Raw genomic sequence first — 17,066 nt, 5'->3', positions numbered from 1 at the left:
AAGTAAATCAGTCAAGAATAGATCGTGTCCTGCAGGCAGCGGACAAGCGCCTGTCCGGCTTCGGCCGGAGACCATTTCAGGCCGAGATCGCGACATTGCGTCACCCGCATCCCCGCGTAGCCACACGGGTTGATGGCGGCGAACGGACGCATATCCATGTCGACGTTGAACGCCAGGCCATGATACGTGCAGCCGTGTCTGACGCGCAGGCCGAGTGCGGCTATTTTCGCGCCATCGACATACACGCCTGGCGCGCCTCCCAGGCGTGCGGATGCCACGCCCTGCTCCGCCAGGAGATTGATCACAGCCTGTTCCAGGCGTGTCACCAACTCGCGGATGCCGTAGCCACGCCGCCGCAGGTCGATCAGCACGTAGACCACGACTTGTCCCGGGCCGTGATAGGTAATCTGCCCGCCACGGTCGATTGGCACGACGGGAATGTCGGTCGCGGCGATCAGGTGCTCCGGCTTGCCGGCCTGACCCTGCGTGTAGACAGGCAAATGTTCAAGCAGCCAGATTTCGTCCGCGGCATCGGGTGCACGCCGTGCGGTGAAAATCTGCATCGCCCGCCAGGTCGAAATATAGTCGACCTGCCCCAGTAGCCGAATGATCGCCTCGCCGCTCACCGCTTGCTGCTCACCGCTCGCCATCAAAGCGCCATCTTCACCCACGGATGGGCGGTGATTTCTCGATACAGCGCATCGAGCTGGGCTTTCGAGGTGGCGCGCACCACGCAGGTCACTGACAGGTAGTTGCCGCTGCTGGATACGCGCATCTCGACGGTCTCGGCCTTGAAATCAGGCGCATGCCTCAGCACCAGCTCGACCATGGTCTGCGCAAAATCGTCGCGGCGTTCACCCATGATCTTGATGGGAAAGTCGGTGGGGAATTGCAGCAGGGTTTCCTGTTCACTCATGACCGCATCACCTGTTGTTTGAAGGTCTGGTACAGCGCATCCATCCGCCTGGCCAGCGGCCCCGGTACGCCGGCGCCGACCGGCACGCCGTCCAGTGCCACGATCGCCATGATCTCCTTGGTGGACGAGGTCATCCAGAGTTCGTCCGCGCCACGCACCTCGGCTTCGGTAATCGCCCGCACCTCGTGCGGTATGTCGTGGGCAGCGGCGAGTTCCAGCACCACGTCGTAGGTAATGCCGGTCAGCATCAGGCTGGACGGCGGCGGCGCACGCAGCACGCCGTCTTTCACCACAAAGATATTGCTCGCCGCGCCCTCGGTCAGGAAGCCGTCGCGCAGCATCACGGTTTCGGCGCAATCCGCGTCCACCGCCTGCTGACGCAGCAGGAGATTGGCCAGCAGGGAAATGGCCTTGATGTTGCAGCGCAGCCAGCGGTTGTCGACCGCGCTGACGGCACAGACGCCGGCAGCCTTCTGCGCCGGCGTGGCGGTCACCAGCGGCTGCGCAAACATGAACACGGTCGGCGACACATTGGATGGAAAGGCATGGTCGCGCAGAGGCTGTCCTTCGGCAGGCGTGCCGCGCGTCACCTGAATGTAGACTGATTGGTCGGCAAAATCCTGCTGCGCGATCAACTGCAGGATGCGCTCACGCCACTCGCCCACGCTGTGCGGGTTGGCCAGGCGGATGCCGTCGAGGCTGAACTGCAGGCGACGCAGGTGCGCGTCGAGCCGGAAGGGTTTCCCCGAATACACCGGGACCAGTTCGTAGACGCCGTCACCAAAGACAAAGCCACGGTCGAGCACCGACACCTTCGCTTCGGCGAGCGGCAGGAACTGTCCGTTCAGGTAGACGCTCATTTTGCGAACAGCAGCCGGATCGAATCCCAGCCGCGGCCGAACAGGCCGGCCACGCCGACATCCTCCAGGGCGACCAGCGGATAGTCGCCGATCGACTTGCCGTCGAGCGTCAGCCGCAGGGTACCCAGGCGCTGCCCCCTGTTGATCGGTGCCACAATGGGTTGCCGGGTGATGACTTCCGCCTTGACGCGTGCGGCGCTGCCTCGCGGGACCAGCAGATGGAAATCCTGCTCGAACCCCATACTCACCGACGGGCGCTCGCCCCGGTAGATATTGATGACCTTGACGGCCTGGCGAGCCCGATAAAGCGGCACACTGTCGAAATTCTCGAAACCGTAATTCAGCAGCTTCAACGCATCCTGCGTACGCTGCGCATCCGAGCGTGCATCCAGTACCACCGCGATGCGGCGCTGGTCACCGCGCTGCGCCGAAGCCGCCATGCAATAGCCGGCCTGCGGCGTACGCCCGACCTTCAGGCCGGTCACGGTGCTGTCGCGCCACAACAGTCGGTTGCCGTTGTAATACGTGACGCCCTTGTAAGGCAGCTCCTTCTGGCTGAAGAAGGGCAGCCGCTCCGGGAAATCGCGCGCCAGTGCGCGGCCGAGCAAGGCGAGGTCGCGTGCGCTCGATTCATGGCCTGGCGCATTCAGACCGGTCGCATTCATGAAGCGGGTCTTGCTCATGCCCAGTCGCTTGGCCTCGCGGTTCATGCGCGCGACGAACGCGGCTTCGCTGCCATCCGCTGCCGTCACCAGCGCAATCGTGGCATCGCTGGCCGATTCCACCAGCATTGCCTGCAGCAGCGTATCGACGCTCACCTGGTCGCCCGCCTTGAGGAAGACGCGCGCACCATCCATCTGGGTGGCCGCCGCCGGCACGGTCACCATCTCGCCCAGGCTCAGCTTGTTCTTGCGGATATCGCCCAGCAGAACATAGGCTGTCATCAGCTGGGTCAGCGAGGCCGGGGCCAACGGCAGGTCGGCCTGGCTGGCCGCCAACTCGCGCCCGCTTGCCTGGTCGATCACGACCCAGGCACGCGACGAGACATTGGGCGGAGCGGCCCATGTCGTTGCTGTAAACAAGAGTGCCAGCCCCAGCCAGAAGAATTTCATGTTCAGCCTTTTCATCAATCGCGTTTGACCAGGACTGCATTCAGGTCGAGGCGTTCCCGCACGCGCGCACGATCCGACTGTGCCGCATCGTCATTGGCATACGGGCCGAGCTGCACGCGATGCAACCCGCCATCCAGCACCACGCGCGTCTGGCTGGCGTCGATGTCGAGCTGGCGTTTCAGGCGGTCGAGCAACTGTTGCGCATTGTCGGCACGCGAGAAAGCGCCCACCTGTAGGTAGATACCATCCTGTAACGCCTTGCCCTGCGTGTCGTAAGTGTCGGGGTCGATGCTTTCCACCCGCACCCGGGCGCTGCCGCGTCCCAAGTACCCCAGCTTGTAGGCCGCGGTATACGACAGGTCGATGATGCGCTTGCTGTGAAACGGCCCGCGATCGTTGATGCGTACCACCACCGATTTCCCGGTGTCGAGCGACGTGACCCGCGCGTAGCTCGGAATCGGCAGGGTCGGATGCGCAGCCGTCATGGCGTACATGTCATAGGGCTCGCCCGAGGAAGTTTTCTTGCCCTGGAAACGGCGGCCATACCACGAGGCCAGCCCTTCCTCGCTGTAGGGCTGGCGCGTGGTCTGCGGCGTATACGTCGTCCCCAGCGCGACATAGGTGCGGTTGGCAAAGGGATGCAAGGGTTCCTTGCGCGGCACAGCGTCGGGAACGGCATCCAGATTTGCCGGCGGATTGGCCTCCGGGCCATCGTCGAGGTAATAGCCTCCGCCTTTGGGGGCAGTGGAGGCCTGTTTTGCGGGCGGCGTGCTGGCACATCCGCCGAGGGTCAGGGCGAGGACAATCATCCCCAGGAGCGATTTAGTTTTCATGGCACTTATTTTATCGCGTCATGATTTATTGAGTTGGCGATGCGTCGCTACGCTCATCAGGATACCCATCCCCAGCAGCAGCGTGACGAGCGCCGTTCCGCCGTAACTCATCAGCGGCAAAGGCACACCGACCACCGGCAGGATGCCTGACACCATGCCCATGTTGACGAACACATAGGTGAACAGATTGAGGCTCAGGGTGGCCGCCATCAACCGGCCGAACAGCGTCGGCGCCCGCGCGGCGATGACCAGGCCGCGCGCGACGATGGCCAGATAGAGACACACCAGCAGAATCGCGCCGGCGTAGCCGAATTCCTCGCCGAACACGGCGAAGATGAAATCGGTGGTGCGCTCGGGGATGAAATCGAGCTGGTTCTGCGTGCCCTGCATCCACCCCTTGCCGAACAGTCCGCCGGAGCCGATGGCGATGGTCGACTGAATGATGTGATAGCCCGCGCCCAGCGGATCGGACGCAGGATCGAGCAGCATCAGCACGCGGCGCTGCTGATAGTCATGCATCAGCCCCCACACCACAGGCAGACTCGCCGCGCCCAGCGTGGCGCCTCCCAGAATCACCTTCCAAGGCAGACCGGCAAAGAACAGCAGATAAAACCCCGATGCGCCGAGCATCAGCGCCGTCCCCAGATCAGGCTGTCGCAGGATCAGCAGGAAGGGCACCAGCAGCAGGATGCCGCCGACCATGAAATGCTTGGCGCGCAGCACCGCTTCGTTGCGCTGGAAATACCAGGCCAGCATCAGCGGCAAGGCCAGCTTCAACAGCTCGGACGGCTGAAACGCGATGAATCCCAGATCCAGCCAGCGGCGCGCACCGTTGCGTATCTCGCCGAACAGCGCCACGCCGACCAGCAGCACCACGCCCGCCGCATACAGGGGCGGCCCGACTTTTGACAGCAGATGCGGCGGCACGTTGGCCATCAACACCATCACCGCCAGCGCCAGCCCGATGTTGACCAGGTGGCCGCTGATGCGTACCGGACTCTGCCCCGAGGCGCTCGTCACCACCGCCAGGCTGATGCCCAGCACCAGCAGCGCCAGCGTCAGCAGGATGCCGTCGACATGGTGCAGGCCGCGCAGGAGCCAATGGCTAGTCCGAGGCATCGCTTCCTCCCTCCAGTTTCATGTTACCGGGGCGTTTCCCGGTCAGGTAGTAATCGAAGACCGCACGCGCAATCGGCGCCGCCGTGGAGCCGCCATGGCCGCCGTTCTCGACCATGACCGCCACCACGATGGTGGGGTTCTCGGCCGGCGCATAAGCAATGAACAGCGCATGGTCCCGATTTTTCCGGGACAGGCTGCCAGCGTCATAGCGGGCGCCCTGCTTGATGCCGACCACCTGCGCGGTGCCGGTCTTGCCGGCAATGGTGTAGGGTGCGCCGGCAGCTGCGGCCGCGGCCGTACCGCCCGGCCGCATCGCGTCCAACATGCCCTGCCGCACCACGGCCAGATCCTCCGGTTTGAGCGGCAGTTGTTCGTGCACCACTACCGGCTGCGGCTGCCAGACGTGGGTAAGCGGGTCGCGTACCGCCTGCACCAGGCGCGGTTCGATCCGCTTGCCGCCGTTGGCGATCATGGCGGTCGCGGTCGCCAGTTGCAGCGGTGTGGTGAGATGGTAGCCCTGGCCAATGCCCGCGATCACCGTCTCGCCGGGATACCAGACTTTCTTCCAGCGGCGCTGCTTCCATTCGCGCGAAGGCAGCAGGCCGGCGGATTCGCCATCCAGATCGATGCCGGTTTTCTCGCCGAAACTGAATTTCTGCAGATAGTCGTGCATGCGGTCGATCCCCATATCGACCGCCAGTTTGTAGAAATAGGTGTCGCACGATTGCGCGATGGCCCGGCGCAGATCGACGATTCCATGGCCGCCGCGTTTCCAGTCGCGGTACTGGTGGCTACTGTTGGGCAAGCTGAAATAACCGGGGTCGACGATGGTGTCCTCGGGCTTGCGTACGCCCAGTTCCAGTCCGGCCAGTCCCATGAACGGCTTGATCGTCGAGCCCGGTGGATAGATGCCGCGCAGCACGCGGTTCACCATCGGCCGCTCAGGCGATTCGTTGAGCGTCTTCCAGGTTTCCGGGTCGATGCCGTCGATAAAGAGATTGGGGTCGAATCCCGGCTTGCTCACCAGCGCCAGCACGCCGCCGGTATTGGGATCGAGCGCCACCAGCCCGCCCATGTAGTCGCCAAACGCATGTTCGGCCACCGCCTGCAGCCCTTCGTCCAGGTACAAGCGCAAATCCTTGCCCGGCACCGGCGGAATCCGCGACAGGGCGCGTACGGCGCGGCCGCTGGCGTCGGTCTCCATCTGGTCGAATCCGGTGCGGCCATGCAGCAGGGTTTCGTAACTCTGCTCCAGCCCTGTCTTGCCGATATGGACCGTGCCCCGATAGTTCTGCTCTCGCCCCGATTCCCGCAGGCTCTTGAGATCGCGATCATTGATCCGGCCAATGAAGCCGACCACGTGCGCCATGCCGGGTCCTGCCTGATAGTTGCGGAACAGCCGCGCCTTCACTTCCGCCCCCGGCAGGCGGTAGCGGTTGGCCGCCAGGATCGCGACCTCTTCGTCGGACAGCTTGCTTTTCAGGGGCACCGTTTCGAACTCGTGCGATTCAGCGAGAAGGCGCCGAAAACGCCGCAACTCGCCCGGCGTGATCTCAATCAGCTTGGCCACTTCGGTCAGGGTGGCTTCCAGATCGTGGGGCTGCGCCCGCGCCAGTTCGAGCGTATACGCCGAGTAGTTCTCCGCCAAGATGTGGCCTTTCCGATCCAGGATCAATCCACGGTTGGGCGCCACGGGTACCAGCGAAATACGGTTGTTTTCCGCGCGCTGGATATAGTAGTCGTGCTGCGTGATCTGCAGATAGAAGGCGCGTCCCAGCAGCGCGGCCGCGAGCAGCACGACGAAGATTCCGCCCGCTTTCAGCCGCCCGTGAAAACGGGCCAGTTCACGATCCAGGTTTTTGAGCGGAGTGGCTAACGGCATGTCCGGCTCATGCCCGGTCCTGGGCACCCTTGCCATGCCACAGGCGCACGAACAAGGCGATCAGATACCACAGAACGGTACTGCTCAGCACCGGAATGAGGATACTCAATCCGGCCGGTGGGTTGACCGCGAGCCAGCCGACCAGCAACACCATCAACTGCACCCCCAGCAGGATCGGAAACATTTGCGCAGCCTGCCGGGAGGGGTCGAACTGCAACAGGCGCAGACGCAGGTACAGCACCACGTACACTCCGATCGCATAGGCGATGGCATGCTGGCCGAACACTGCGCCATCCTGGAAATCGGCCAGCAGGCCGAAAAAGAACGCCACGCCGAAACCGATGCGCTCAGGCTGGTGCAAGGCCCAGAAGAGCACGGCGACCAGCACGAAATCCGGCCGCACGATCAGCGCCCAGCCGGACCACGGCAACTGCTCCAGCAAGACCGCCAGAACCAGGCTGCCGAGAATGCGACGCCAGCTGCTGCCGGACTGGGTCGACACGTTCATCGTGCCGTCACCTGTGGTTCGGCAATCAATACCAGCACGCCGCGGGAACGATCCAGGCCTGCCAGCGGCAGACAGTCCACCCGCAGGTAGGGGCTGGACTGCGAGCGGGACACCCGATTGATGGTTGCCACGGGGATACCCGCCGGATATACCCGGTCGATGCCCGAAGTCAGCAGGCGATCGCCCGCTCGGAGGTCGGTCTGCGACGGCATGTAACGCAACTCCATCTGGCCGTGCCCGCTCCCTGCAGCCAGCCCGCGCTGGCCGGTGCGCTCGACGAACACCGGCGTCAGCTGATCGGTGCTGCTGACCAGCGTGACTTCGCTCGATCCGGGATATACCCGCGTCAGCTGCCCCACCAGACCGTCCGCATCGACCACCGGCAAACCGGTGCGTAGCCCGGCCCCACTTCCCTGGTCCAGCGTAAGGCGCTGGGCAAACCAGTCATGCCCTTGATACAAGAGCGCCGCGTGCACCACTTTCTGGCCCGGACGGATCTGTAATTGCAGCAGGGCGCGCAATTCGGCGTTCTCCCGGGCCAGTTCGGCCGCGCGATTCACCCCGAGCTGTAGCTGCGCCCGTTCAGCCAGCAGGGCGTCGCGCTCTTTTTGCAGGAGACGGTGGCGGGTGAAAAAACCTGTCAGTTCGGAGGCAACGCTGGTGGGAACCCGCATGACTTCACGCACCGGTTGCAGCAGCAGTGAAAACCCGCTGCGCAGGCCGTCGAGCGCGTGATAACGGACATCGACCACCACGCAGGACAAGCCGATCAGGAGCCAGATCATCAGGCGTGCCGTCGGCCCCAGCCGGCGGGCGAACATGAGCTGGCCCGGCATGGCCATCAGGGGTTCCGGTCAGCTGCGACTGCGTTCACTCGTTGGTGAACACCGACGCCAATTTGTCCATCTCTTCGAGCGCACGGCCCGACCCGCGCACCACGCAAGTCAGCGGATCGTCGGCGACGATCACCGGCAGGCCGGTCTCTTCCATCAGCAGCCGGTCGAGATCGCGCAGCAGCGCGCCACCGCCGGTCAGCACCATGCCCTTCTCGGCGATGTCGGCGCCGAGTTCCGGCGGCGTCTGCTCCAGCGCCTGCTTGACCGCGCTGACGATGGCATTGAGCGGCTCGGTCAGCGCCTCGAGGATTTCATTGGACGACACGTTGAAGCTGCGCGGCACGCCTTCGGCGAGGCTGCGGCCCTTGACTTCCATTTCCAGCACTTCGGCACCGGGGAAGGCCGAGCCCATTTTCTTCTTGATCTGCTCGGCGGTGGCTTCGCCGATCAGCATGCCGTAGTTGCGGCGGATGTAGTTGATGATCGCTTCGTCCATACGGTCGCCGCCGACGCGCACCGAATTGGCATAGACCACGCCGCCGAGCGAGATCACGCCGACCTCGGTGGTGCCACCGCCGATGTCGACCACCATCGAGCCGGTCGCCTCGGCCACCGGCAGGCCGGCGCCGATCGCCGCGGCCATCGGTTCCTCGATCAGATACACCTGGCGCGCGCCGGCGCCAATCGCCGACTCGCGGATCGCACGGCGTTCCACCTGGGTCGAGCCGCACGGTACGCAGATGATGATGCGCGGGCTGGGGCGCAGCATGCGGGTGTCGTGCACCTTCTTGATGAAATACTTGAGCATCTGCTCGGTGACGGTGAAGTCGGCAATCACGCCGTCCTTCATCGGCCGGATCGCCTGCAAGTTGCCCGGTGTGCGGCCCAGCATCAGCTTGGCCTCCGCGCCCACCGCCTGCACGGTGCGCTTGCCGCCTGCTGCCGCATCGGTGCGGATCGACACCACCGAGGGCTCGTCCAGCACGATGCCCCGGTCGCGCACGTAAATCAGCGTGTTGGCGGTGCCGAGATCGATCGCGAGGTCGGTCGAGAAATAGCTGGTCAGAAACTTGAACATGGTGGCGGCAGCACCCGCGCCAGCGGGCGAAAGGGCAGAAAAAACAAGGGGGCTATGATACCCTAACGCGCTTCGTTCCCGTAAGTCATTCAGGTGCTTCCATGTCCCTCAGTCCGGACGACGTCAAGCGCATCGCTCGCCTTGCGCGCATAGAAACCAGCGATGCCGAGGCGCAGGCCACACAGGCCCAACTCAACACCATTTTCGATCTCATCGCCACCATGCAGGCGGTGGACACCCGCGGGATTGCCCCGATGGCCCATGCGCAGGAGGTCTTCCAGCGCTTGCGCGACGACGCCGTGACCGAGACCGATCGTCATGCAGCCTTCCAGGCCATCGCGCCAGCGGTCGAGAACGGCCTGTATCTCGTGCCCAAAGTCATCGAATAAGCCATGTCCGACACGTCTCTTTCCACGCTTGCCGCGCAGCTCGCTGCGAAGCAGGTCTCCAGCCGTGAGCTGGCGCAGACCTATCTCGACCGCATCGCCGCGCTGAATCCGTCGATTAATGCATTCATCACGGTCGATCCCGAGAAGACCCTGCTTGAGGCCGCCGCCGCCGACGCCCTGATCGCCGCCGGCCAGGCCGGTCCGCTGACCGGCGTGCCGATCGCGCACAAGGACATCTTCTGCACCGACGGCTGGCTCACCACCTGCGGCTCGAAGATGCTGCACAACTTCGTCGCCCCCTACGATGCCCACGTGATCCAGCGCTTCAAGGCCGCCGGCATGCCGAGTCTCGGCAAGACCAACATGGACGAGTTCGCCATGGGATCGTCGAACGAGACGAGCTACTACGGCGCGGTGAAGAATCCGTGGGACACCGCCCGCGTGCCGGGCGGCTCGTCGGGCGGCGCCGCCGCCTGCGTGGCGGCGCGCATGGCGCCCGCCGCCACCGGCACCGACACCGGCGGCTCGATCCGCCAACCGGCCGCGCTGTGCGGCATCACCGGCCTCAAGCCCACCTACGGCCTGGTGTCGCGCTACGGCATGATCGCGTTCGCCTCCAGTCTCGACCAGGCCGGGCCGATGGCGCCCTCGGCCGAGGACTGCGCACTGCTCTTGAACGTGATGACCGGCTTCGATCCCAACGACTCGACCAGCCTCGAGCGCGACAAGGAAGACTACACGCGCGACCTCGGCAAGCCGTTGACCGGCCTGCGCGTCGGCCTGCCGCGGGAATTCTTCGCCGAAGGCCTGAACAACGAAGTCGCGGCGGCGGTTGACGCTGCCGTCGAGGAACTGAAGAAGCTCGGCGCCACGACGGTCGAGATCTCGCTGTCCAACTCGAAGCTCGCCATCCCCGTGTACTACGTGCTCGCACCTGCCGAGGCGTCGAGCAACCTGTCGCGCTTCGACGGCGTGCGCTACGGCTACCGCGCGCCGGACTACGCAAGCCTCGACGACATGTATTGCAAGACCCGTGCGCAAGGCTTCGGCGCCGAGGTCAAGCGGCGCATCCTGATCGGCGCCTATGTGCTCTCGCACGGCTACTACGACGCCTATTACCTGCAGGCGCAGAAAATCCGCCGCCTGATCGCCGACGACTTCAACGAAGCGTTCAAGGTCTGCGACGTCATCCTCGGCCCCACCGCGCCCGGTACTGCGTTCAAGCTCGGCGAGAAATCCGACGACCCGGTGGAAATGTATCTGAACGACCTCTACACCATTCCCGCCAACCTGGCAGGCCTCCCGGGCATGAGCCTGCCGTGCGGCTTCGATACCCGGGGCCTGCCGATCGGACTGCAGCTGGTTGGCAACTATTTCAGCGAAGCGAAGATGCTCAACGTCGCCAATCAATACCAGCGTGCCACCGACTGGCATGCGCGCGCGCCGGAGGGTTTGAAATAATGAAATGGGAAACCGTCATCGGGCTGGAAGTCCACACCCAGCTCGCCACGAAATCCAAGATTTTCTCGGGCAGCAGCACCGCCTTCGGCGCCGCGCCCAATACGCAGGCGAACGCGGTCGACATCGCGCTGCCCGGCGTGCTGCCGGTCCTGAACAAGGGCGCAGTGGAATGCGCGATCAAGTTCGGGCTCGCGATCGGCGCCACGCTCAACCGCGTCAACGTGTTCGACCGCAAGAACTACTTCTACCCCGACCTGCCCAAGGGTTACCAGATCAGCCAGCTGGCGAAACCCATCGTCGAGGGCGGCGCGCTCACCATCGTGGTCCCTTCGACAAGCTCAGGACAGTCGGAAGAGCGCGTCATCCACCTCACCCGCGCCCACATGGAGGAAGACGCCGGCAAGTCGCTGCACGAGGACTTCCACGGCATGACGGGAATCGATCTGAACCGCGCCGGCACGCCACTGCTGGAAATCGTCTCCGAGCCGGAGATGCGCTCCAGCGCCGAAGCCGTGGCCTATGCCCGCGCGCTGCACACGCTGGTGACCTGGATCGGCATCTGCGACGGCAACATGCAGGAAGGCAGCTTCCGCGTCGACGCCAACGTCTCGGTGCGCCCGGTCGGGCAGACCGAATTCGGTACCCGCCGCGAAATCAAGAACCTCAACTCCTTCCGCTTCCTGCAGCAGGCGATCGACTATGAAGTCCGCTGGCAGATCGAGACGCTGGAGGACGGCGGCCGCATCGAGCAAGCCACCGTGCTGTTCGACCCCGATACCGGCGAAACACGCATGATGCGCAGCAAGGAAGACGCGCACGACTATCGCTACTTCCCCGACCCCGATTTGTTGCCGGTAAAACTCGACGAGCCGTGGATCGAGTCCGTGCGTGCCGCGCTGCCCGAGCTGCCTGCCGCGATGCAGGTGCGCTTCCAGAACGACTACGGCGTGTCGGCCTACGACGCGACCGTGCTCACCGGCTCGCGTGCGCTCGCCGACTATTTCGAGGCTGCCGCACGAGCCTGCGGCCAGGGCAAGCTCGCCGCCAACTGGGTGATGGGCGAACTCTCGGCTGCGCTCAACAAGGCCGAGCTCGACATCGCACAAAGCCCGGTCTCCGCCGCCCAGCTCGGTACGCTGATCACCCGCATCCAGGACGGCACGCTGTCCGGCAAGCTCGCCAAACAGGTGTTCGAAGGGCTGTGGGAAGGCGCCGGCGAAGTCGACGCCATCATCGAAGCGCGCGGCCTCAAGCAGATGTCGGACACCGGCGAACTGGAGAAGATCGTCGACGACGTACTCGCCGCCAACCCGAAATCGGTCGAGGAATTCCGCGCCGGCAAGGAGAAGGCGTTCAACGCGCTGGTTGGCCAGGTGATGAAGGCCAGCCGGGGCAAGGCCAACCCGGCGCAGGTCAACGAGCTGCTGAAGGGCAAGCTGCAGTAAAAACAAAAGGGCGCCGTTTGGGCGCCCCTTTTCACGACAATGCGGCCGGCTACTTGCCGGTCAGTTCGCGGAAGCGCAGCTTGTCCGCCTCGTATTTCTCGCGCACCTGCACCATGGCTTTCTGATTTTTCTGGATGGTGCGTTTCAGCTCCTCGCTTTCGCGAACGGCCTGGTCCAGCTGTTCCTGCAGTCCGGGGCCGACCTTGCGGCCTGCCTTTTGCACGTTGGCGATGCGGGTGCGCAGATCGGCCAGATTGGCATCGACCGCACCAGCCCGGATTTCGGCGCCCCGGATCATCAGCTTGTAGTTCTCCAATGCCCGGTCGCGCGCCAGGTCGATTTCCGCTTCGGTGGTATAGGTCTGGGTCAGTGCACGGTCGAGCTGCGCCTGCTTCTGTTGCTCGTCCTGGATGCGTTTCTGCTCGGCCTCGCGCTCGGCCTGGGCGCGGCGCTCGGCTTCGGATTGCGTGCGCTTGATGATGTTGCCCTGCTTGCTCATCTCGGCCGCGCCGCTTTGCTGGTAGGTTGGCGGCAGCGTGTCGCCGTAATGCACACGGCCATTGCCATCCACCCAGCGATACATGCCCGCCACGGCCGGGCTCGCTGCCAGCAGCGAAATGGCCGCAACCGCCGCCAGCAGGCTATACGCCATACGTTGAACGGTACGCGGCCACGGCTTGCAATTCAGCTTGTCGGTTTGCATCACGCTCCAGAAACTCCACCAAATTGTCCAGCGTGACCACAGCCACCACTGGAATGCCATATTGTTCCCGCACTTCCTGCACGGCGGACGTCTCGCCCGTTCCGCGTTCCATCCGGTCCAGCGCGATCACCACCCCGGCCGGTTCCGCACCCGCGTGCCGGATCAGATCCACCGACTCGCGCACCGAGGTGCCCGCCGAGATCACGTCGTCGACGATCAGCACCCGGCCCTGCAGCTTCGCGCCGACCACCGACCCGCCTTCGCCGTGATCCTTCGCCTCCTTGCGATTGAAGGCGAACGGCACGTTCCTGCCCATGCCTGCCAGTGCGATCGCGATGCTCGCCGCCAGCGGAATGCCCTTGTAGGCCGGACCGAACAGCACGTCGAATACGATCCCCGAGTCGACGATGGCTTTCGCGTAAAATTCGCCCAGCCGTTTCAGCTTGTCGCCGTCGTTGAACAGACCCGCATTAAAAAAGTAGGGGCTCATGCGCCCCGCCTTGGTTTTGAACTCGCCGAAACACAACACGTTCGAAGCGATGGCGAATTCCACAAACTCGGCTTTGTAATCGGACATTTTCCTTAACTTCTTGAATCGATCTTGATGCGAATTATATCGGCCAACCTCAACGGTATCCGCTCCGCCGCCACCAAGGGCTTTTTCGATTGGCTCCCCACGCAACATGCCGACGTCGTCTGCGTGCAGGAACTCAAGGCGCAGGCCGCCGACCTCAGGCCGGAATTCGTGGCCTGCGGCGGCCTCAGCGGCGCCTTCCACTACGCCGAGAAGAAGGGCTACAGCGGCGTCGGCGTCTACACCCGCCAGCCGCCACAGCGCATCATCGAGGGCCTCGGCATCCCGGAATTCGATGCCGAAGGCCGCTACATCGAGGCCGACTACGGCCATCTCGCCGTCATCTCGCTCTACCAGCCCTCCGGCTCCAGCAGCGACGAACGCCAGCAGGCCAAGTTCCGTTTCCTCGACGTCTTCTTCCCGCGCCTCCAGGCGCTGATCCAGTCCGGCCGCGAAATCGTCATCTGCGGCGACTGGAACATTGCCCACAAGGAAATCGACCTCAAGAACTGGAAATCCAACCAGAAGAACTCCGGCTTCCTGCCCGAGGAGCGCGCCTGGATGACGCGCCTGTTCGACGAACTCGGCTGGGTCGACGTCTACCGCAGCCTCTACCCCGAGCACACCGGCGAGGCCTACACCTGGTGGAGCAACCGCGGCCAGGCCTGGGCGAAGAATGTCGGCTGGCGCATCGACTACCAGATCGCCACCCCCGGTATCGCGGCGAAGGCGAAGTCAGCCTTCGTCTACAAGGACCAGCGCTTCTCCGACCACGCGCCGCTGATCGTCGATTACGATTACGCTCCATGACCTTACGCGACCATCCCTGGCTTGCCGCCCTCAAGGTCTACGCCCACCCCCGCGTCGTCGGCATGCTGTTCCTCGGCTTTTCGGCCGGGCTGCCGCTGCTGCTGGTGCTGGGCACGCTTTCGTTCTGGCTGTCCGAAGCAGGCATCGCGCGCGCGACGATCGGGCATCTTTCCTGGGTGGGCCTGGCGTACGGCTTCAAGTTCCTGTGGTCGCCGCTGGTGGACCGGCTGCCGCTGCCGTTGCTGACGCGCATGCTGGGCCGGCGGCGGGCCTGGCTGCTGCTCTCGCAGATCTGCATCGCGCTGGCGCTGCTGGGCATGGCGAACACCGACCCGGTGCTGAACCTGACGCATACGGTGTTCTTCGCGCTGGCAGTGGCCTTCGCCTCGGCGACGCAGGATATCGCGCTCGACGCCTACCGTATCGAGGCGGTGGAAACCGAGAAGCAGGGGGCGATGGCGGCGACCTACCAGGCAGGCTATCGCATCGCGATGATCACGGCCGGTGCCGGCGCGCTGTGGATCGCGGCGAGCGTCGACACGACCACGGCCGCCTACGACTTCCACCCCTGGCAGGTGGCGTACACGGTCATGGCGGCCCTGATGGCGGTTGGCATCCTCACCACGCTGACCATCCGCGAACCCGAGAAGAAAATTCCGCGCACCACAAGCGAACGCGAGTTGCATGCGCGCGCGAAGTTCGCCTCGCTCGGGCTGTCGGACGGGCTGCTGAACGCCGCCGCATGGTTCTACGACGCGGTGCTGTCGCCCTTCATCGATTTCATCCAGCGTTACAAATGGCAGGCACTGTTGATGCTGGCGCTGATCGCGCTGTACCGCATCTCCGACGTGGTGATGGGGGTAATGAGCAATCCCTTCTATCAGGAAATGGGCTTCAGCAAGGACGAAGTCGCCACCGTGTCCAAGGTGTTCGGTGTGATCATGACCATCGCCGGCGCCGGGCTCGGCGGCCTGCTGACGATGCGTCTCGGCGTGATGCGCACGCTGTTCCTCGGCGCGCTGCTGTCGGCGGCGACCAACCTGCTGTTCGTCTGGCTGGCCGGCCGCGGGCACGACATGGGGGCGCTGGTGTTCACGGTGTCGGCCGACAACCTCTCCGCCGGCATCGCATCCAGCGCCTTCGTCGCCTATCTGTCCGGCCTGGTGAACCAGGCGTATTCGGCCACACAGTACGCGCTGTTCACCTCGGTGATGCTGCTCCTGCCCAAGTTCATCGCCGGCTTTTCCGGGGAATTCGTCGACGCCTATGGCTGGGCAACGTTCTTCACCGGCACCGCACTGATCGGCGTTCCGGTGCTGCTGCTGGTATGGCTGGTCGCCCGTGAACAGGAAGCGGCAAGCAGGAAGCAGGAAAAGCCATGATCGAGTTCTCCCTCCTGACCGCCCTGCTCGCCGGCCTGCTCGGCGGGGTGCACTGCGTCGGCATGTGTGGCGGCATCGTCGCGGCGTTCTCCTTCCGCGCCGATGGCAGCACGCCACCGTTCCGCCTGCACCTGGCCTACAACCTGGGGCGGGTGTCGTCGTATGTACTGTTCGGCGCGCTGGCCGGCGCATTGGGCGCTTCGCTCAAGCTGGCGGAATTCATGCCGGTGCAGACCGTGCTGTATGTACTGGCGCAGGTCGTGATGATCCTGCTCGGCCTGTACCTGGCAGGCTTCAATCAATGGGTGCTGGTATTCGAACGGGCCGGCGGATCAGTGTGGCGACGGGTCAAACCGCTGTTTCAGAAACTGCTGCCGGTAAAGTCGCTGCCCCAGGCAGTGCTGGCCGGCATGGCCTGGGGCTGGCTGCCGTGCGGGCTGGTGTATTCGGTGCTGGTGTCGGCACTGGCGGCTGGTAGCGCCACCTCGGGCGCGGCGCTGATGCTGGCATTCGGACTCGGGACGCTGCCCAACCTGCTGGGCATGGGGCTGTTCGCCCGACAGATCCAGCCTTTCATGCAGCAGCTGTGGGTGCGGCGTGCAGCCGGCCTGACGGTGGCGGGATTCGGCGTGTGGGGACTGATGACGCTGGGGTATGCCGCGCTGTCCCACGCCTGAACCACGCTTCCGCGTGGGTTTACTTGAAGAACTTCTGGTCGAAGGTCATTTCCTGCTTGAGCTCTCCCGGCACTTCCACGGTCGCCTTGAAGGTCAGCGTATCCGGCGGCGCGACGCGGAATTCGCCCAGGTAATAGATCGCGGTGCCTTCCTTGATTTCGCGCATGCTCACGTCGGCCAACTGCCGGGTGAGATTGGTGGCGTAGACGGTCAGCTTGGCCGGTACCGGGCTGAGCACGCCAACCTTGTTCTTCTTCAGCACCGACATCGTCAGCAGGCCACGCGTCTTGCTGCGCTCGATCTTGTAGGTGCGTGCGACTTCAGGCTGTAGCTCGTCGGTGGTCAAGGCGTTGTAATGGATTTCGAATTGGCCGAATTTCTGCATGATTTCAGCGTGGGCAAGGGCAGCGACGGAACACAGGCACAGGGCGGCAAGCAGGCGCTTCATGGTGTCTCTCCTTTTGTTGTGGGGTCTGCTTTT

At 64.3% G+C, this 17,066-nt stretch carries 19 protein-coding genes; 6 read left to right on the top strand and 13 right to left on the bottom strand.

Annotation, left to right across the window (positions count from 1 at the left end; genetic code table 11):
• Positions 1–11 precede the first annotated feature (11 nt).
• From lipB to ABT23_RS02915, 10 genes are read right to left on the bottom strand one after another with little or no spacing between them, the layout of a single operon-like run.
• On the bottom strand, positions 12–650 hold the full coding sequence (gene lipB, locus ABT23_RS02960) for a lipoyl(octanoyl) transferase LipB (RefSeq protein WP_296630919.1): 639 nt from the start codon (positions 648–650) through the stop codon (positions 12–14).
• A complete protein-coding gene (locus tag ABT23_RS02955; protein ID WP_296630917.1) occupies positions 650–916 on the bottom strand; it encodes a DUF493 domain-containing protein in 267 nt (88 codons plus the stop codon). The genes lipB and ABT23_RS02955 overlap by 1 nt, the downstream gene beginning before the upstream one ends.
• Entirely contained in the window at positions 913–1,776 is an 864-nt protein-coding gene (locus tag ABT23_RS02950) for a D-amino acid aminotransferase (RefSeq protein ID WP_296630915.1), read from the bottom strand. The genes ABT23_RS02955 and ABT23_RS02950 overlap by 4 nt, the downstream gene beginning before the upstream one ends.
• Positions 1,773–2,888: a D-alanyl-D-alanine carboxypeptidase family protein gene (locus ABT23_RS02945; protein ID WP_296630913.1), complete on the bottom strand. Its 1,116-nt coding sequence runs from the start codon at positions 2,886–2,888 to the stop codon at positions 1,773–1,775. The genes ABT23_RS02950 and ABT23_RS02945 overlap by 4 nt, the downstream gene beginning before the upstream one ends.
• 14 nt (positions 2,889–2,902) lie before the next feature.
• Positions 2,903–3,721, bottom strand: coding sequence for a septal ring lytic transglycosylase RlpA family protein (locus ABT23_RS02940; protein WP_296630910.1), 819 nt, complete (start codon positions 3,719–3,721; stop codon positions 2,903–2,905).
• Between the two features lie 18 nt (positions 3,722–3,739).
• A complete protein-coding gene (gene rodA / locus ABT23_RS02935) occupies positions 3,740–4,840 on the bottom strand; it encodes a rod shape-determining protein RodA (protein ID WP_296630907.1) in 1,101 nt (366 codons plus the stop codon).
• Complete coding sequence (gene mrdA / locus ABT23_RS02930) at positions 4,827–6,722, bottom strand: penicillin-binding protein 2 (protein WP_296630904.1); 1,896 nt, start codon at positions 6,720–6,722, stop codon at positions 4,827–4,829. Before mrdA ends, rodA begins: the two co-directional genes overlap by 14 nt.
• A 7-nt stretch (positions 6,723–6,729) precedes the next feature.
• Positions 6,730–7,230: a rod shape-determining protein MreD gene (gene mreD, locus ABT23_RS02925; protein WP_296630901.1), complete on the bottom strand. Its 501-nt coding sequence runs from the start codon at positions 7,228–7,230 to the stop codon at positions 6,730–6,732.
• On the bottom strand, positions 7,227–8,072 hold the full coding sequence (mreC, locus tag ABT23_RS02920) for a rod shape-determining protein MreC (RefSeq protein ID WP_296630897.1): 846 nt from the start codon (positions 8,070–8,072) through the stop codon (positions 7,227–7,229). Before mreC ends, mreD begins: the two co-directional genes overlap by 4 nt.
• A gap of 28 nt (positions 8,073–8,100) precedes the next feature.
• Positions 8,101–9,144 carry a rod shape-determining protein gene (locus tag ABT23_RS02915; RefSeq protein WP_026240916.1) on the bottom strand — a complete coding sequence of 348 codons (1,044 nt, stop codon included), beginning with the start codon at positions 9,142–9,144 and terminating at the stop codon, positions 8,101–8,103.
• A gap of 101 nt (positions 9,145–9,245) precedes the next feature.
• Between ABT23_RS02915 and gatC the strand changes: the two genes are divergently transcribed.
• Genes gatC through gatB form a run of 3 tightly spaced genes read left to right on the top strand, consistent with a single transcriptional unit; the run spans position 9,246 to position 12,439 of the window.
• Positions 9,246–9,533 carry an Asp-tRNA(Asn)/Glu-tRNA(Gln) amidotransferase subunit GatC gene (gene gatC, locus ABT23_RS02910; RefSeq protein ID WP_296630895.1) on the top strand — a complete coding sequence of 96 codons (288 nt, stop codon included), beginning with the start codon at positions 9,246–9,248 and terminating at the stop codon, positions 9,531–9,533.
• 3 nt (positions 9,534–9,536) lie between these two features.
• Entirely contained in the window at positions 9,537–10,994 is a 1,458-nt protein-coding gene (gene gatA / locus ABT23_RS02905) for an Asp-tRNA(Asn)/Glu-tRNA(Gln) amidotransferase subunit GatA (protein WP_296630893.1), read from the top strand.
• Complete coding sequence (gene gatB, locus ABT23_RS02900) at positions 10,994–12,439, top strand: Asp-tRNA(Asn)/Glu-tRNA(Gln) amidotransferase subunit GatB (protein WP_296630890.1); 1,446 nt, start codon at positions 10,994–10,996, stop codon at positions 12,437–12,439. The genes gatA and gatB overlap by 1 nt, the downstream gene beginning before the upstream one ends.
• 49 nt (positions 12,440–12,488) lie before the next feature.
• Here gatB and ABT23_RS02895 read toward each other — a convergent pair whose 3' ends face one another.
• Together ABT23_RS02895 and pyrE are read right to left on the bottom strand one after the other, a co-directional pair.
• The gene (locus ABT23_RS02895; protein WP_296630886.1) at positions 12,489–13,142 is read right to left on the bottom strand and encodes a DUF4124 domain-containing protein; all 654 of its coding nucleotides are present in this window, start codon (positions 13,140–13,142) and stop codon (positions 12,489–12,491) included.
• Positions 13,081–13,719, bottom strand: a complete 639-nt coding sequence (pyrE, locus tag ABT23_RS02890) for an orotate phosphoribosyltransferase (RefSeq protein WP_296630883.1) — start codon at positions 13,717–13,719, stop codon at positions 13,081–13,083. The genes ABT23_RS02895 and pyrE overlap by 62 nt, the downstream gene beginning before the upstream one ends.
• Before the next feature lie 27 nt (positions 13,720–13,746).
• Here pyrE and ABT23_RS02885 point away from each other — a divergent pair, with 27 nt between their 5' ends.
• The 3 genes from ABT23_RS02885 to ABT23_RS02875 are packed head-to-tail and all read left to right on the top strand — an operon-like array spanning position 13,747 to position 16,585.
• Positions 13,747–14,526, top strand: a complete 780-nt coding sequence (locus ABT23_RS02885; protein WP_296630879.1) for an exodeoxyribonuclease III — start codon at positions 13,747–13,749, stop codon at positions 14,524–14,526.
• Positions 14,523–15,908: an MFS transporter gene (locus ABT23_RS02880; RefSeq protein ID WP_296630876.1), complete on the top strand. Its 1,386-nt coding sequence runs from the start codon at positions 14,523–14,525 to the stop codon at positions 15,906–15,908. Before ABT23_RS02885 ends, ABT23_RS02880 begins: the two co-directional genes overlap by 4 nt.
• Complete coding sequence (locus tag ABT23_RS02875; protein WP_296630873.1) at positions 15,905–16,585, top strand: sulfite exporter TauE/SafE family protein; 681 nt, start codon at positions 15,905–15,907, stop codon at positions 16,583–16,585. The genes ABT23_RS02880 and ABT23_RS02875 overlap by 4 nt, the downstream gene beginning before the upstream one ends.
• A 19-nt stretch (positions 16,586–16,604) precedes the next feature.
• Here ABT23_RS02875 and ABT23_RS02870 read toward each other — a convergent pair whose 3' ends face one another.
• The gene (locus ABT23_RS02870; RefSeq protein ID WP_296630870.1) at positions 16,605–17,033 is read right to left on the bottom strand and encodes a DUF4426 domain-containing protein; all 429 of its coding nucleotides are present in this window, start codon (positions 17,031–17,033) and stop codon (positions 16,605–16,607) included.
• Positions 17,034–17,066 lie beyond the last annotated feature (33 nt).

The sequence above is a fragment of the Thiobacillus sp. SCN 63-57 genome, assembly GCF_001725555.1.
Classification (GTDB): domain Bacteria; phylum Pseudomonadota; class Gammaproteobacteria; order Burkholderiales; family Thiobacillaceae; genus Thiobacillus.
Note: the sequence above shows the minus strand (reverse complement) of the source record. Positions and strands in the feature narration are given on the sequence as shown.

What these genes read in the sequence shown, in the direction of transcription:
- ABT23_RS02955 (WP_296630917.1), bottom strand. Translation starts at nt 916, where the DNA reads ATGAGTGAACAGGAAACCCTGCTGCAATTCCCCACCGACTTTCCCATC.
- gatA (WP_296630893.1), top strand. Translation starts at nt 9,537, where the DNA reads ATGTCCGACACGTCTCTTTCCACGCTTGCCGCGCAGCTCGCTGCGAAG.
- ABT23_RS02950 (WP_296630915.1), bottom strand. Translation starts at nt 1,776, where the DNA reads ATGAGCGTCTACCTGAACGGACAGTTCCTGCCGCTCGCCGAAGCGAAG.
- ABT23_RS02915 (WP_026240916.1), bottom strand. Translation starts at nt 9,144, where the DNA reads ATGTTCAAGTTTCTGACCAGCTATTTCTCGACCGACCTCGCGATCGAT.
- gatB (WP_296630890.1), top strand. Translation starts at nt 10,994, where the DNA reads ATGAAATGGGAAACCGTCATCGGGCTGGAAGTCCACACCCAGCTCGCC.
- ABT23_RS02875 (WP_296630873.1), top strand. Translation starts at nt 15,905, where the DNA reads ATGATCGAGTTCTCCCTCCTGACCGCCCTGCTCGCCGGCCTGCTCGGC.
- ABT23_RS02895 (WP_296630886.1), bottom strand. Translation starts at nt 13,142, where the DNA reads ATGCAAACCGACAAGCTGAATTGCAAGCCGTGGCCGCGTACCGTTCAA.
- lipB (WP_296630919.1), bottom strand. Translation starts at nt 650, where the DNA reads ATGGCGAGCGGTGAGCAGCAAGCGGTGAGCGGCGAGGCGATCATTCGG.
- ABT23_RS02940 (WP_296630910.1), bottom strand. Translation starts at nt 3,721, where the DNA reads ATGAAAACTAAATCGCTCCTGGGGATGATTGTCCTCGCCCTGACCCTC.
- ABT23_RS02945 (WP_296630913.1), bottom strand. Translation starts at nt 2,888, where the DNA reads ATGAAATTCTTCTGGCTGGGGCTGGCACTCTTGTTTACAGCAACGACA.
- gatC (WP_296630895.1), top strand. Translation starts at nt 9,246, where the DNA reads ATGTCCCTCAGTCCGGACGACGTCAAGCGCATCGCTCGCCTTGCGCGC.
- mreC (WP_296630897.1), bottom strand. Translation starts at nt 8,072, where the DNA reads ATGGCCATGCCGGGCCAGCTCATGTTCGCCCGCCGGCTGGGGCCGACG.
- ABT23_RS02880 (WP_296630876.1), top strand. Translation starts at nt 14,523, where the DNA reads ATGACCTTACGCGACCATCCCTGGCTTGCCGCCCTCAAGGTCTACGCC.
- ABT23_RS02885 (WP_296630879.1), top strand. Translation starts at nt 13,747, where the DNA reads ATGCGAATTATATCGGCCAACCTCAACGGTATCCGCTCCGCCGCCACC.
- mrdA (WP_296630904.1), bottom strand. Translation starts at nt 6,722, where the DNA reads ATGCCGTTAGCCACTCCGCTCAAAAACCTGGATCGTGAACTGGCCCGT.
- mreD (WP_296630901.1), bottom strand. Translation starts at nt 7,230, where the DNA reads ATGAACGTGTCGACCCAGTCCGGCAGCAGCTGGCGTCGCATTCTCGGC.
- rodA (WP_296630907.1), bottom strand. Translation starts at nt 4,840, where the DNA reads ATGCCTCGGACTAGCCATTGGCTCCTGCGCGGCCTGCACCATGTCGAC.
- pyrE (WP_296630883.1), bottom strand. Translation starts at nt 13,719, where the DNA reads ATGTCCGATTACAAAGCCGAGTTTGTGGAATTCGCCATCGCTTCGAAC.
- ABT23_RS02870 (WP_296630870.1), bottom strand. Translation starts at nt 17,033, where the DNA reads ATGAAGCGCCTGCTTGCCGCCCTGTGCCTGTGTTCCGTCGCTGCCCTT.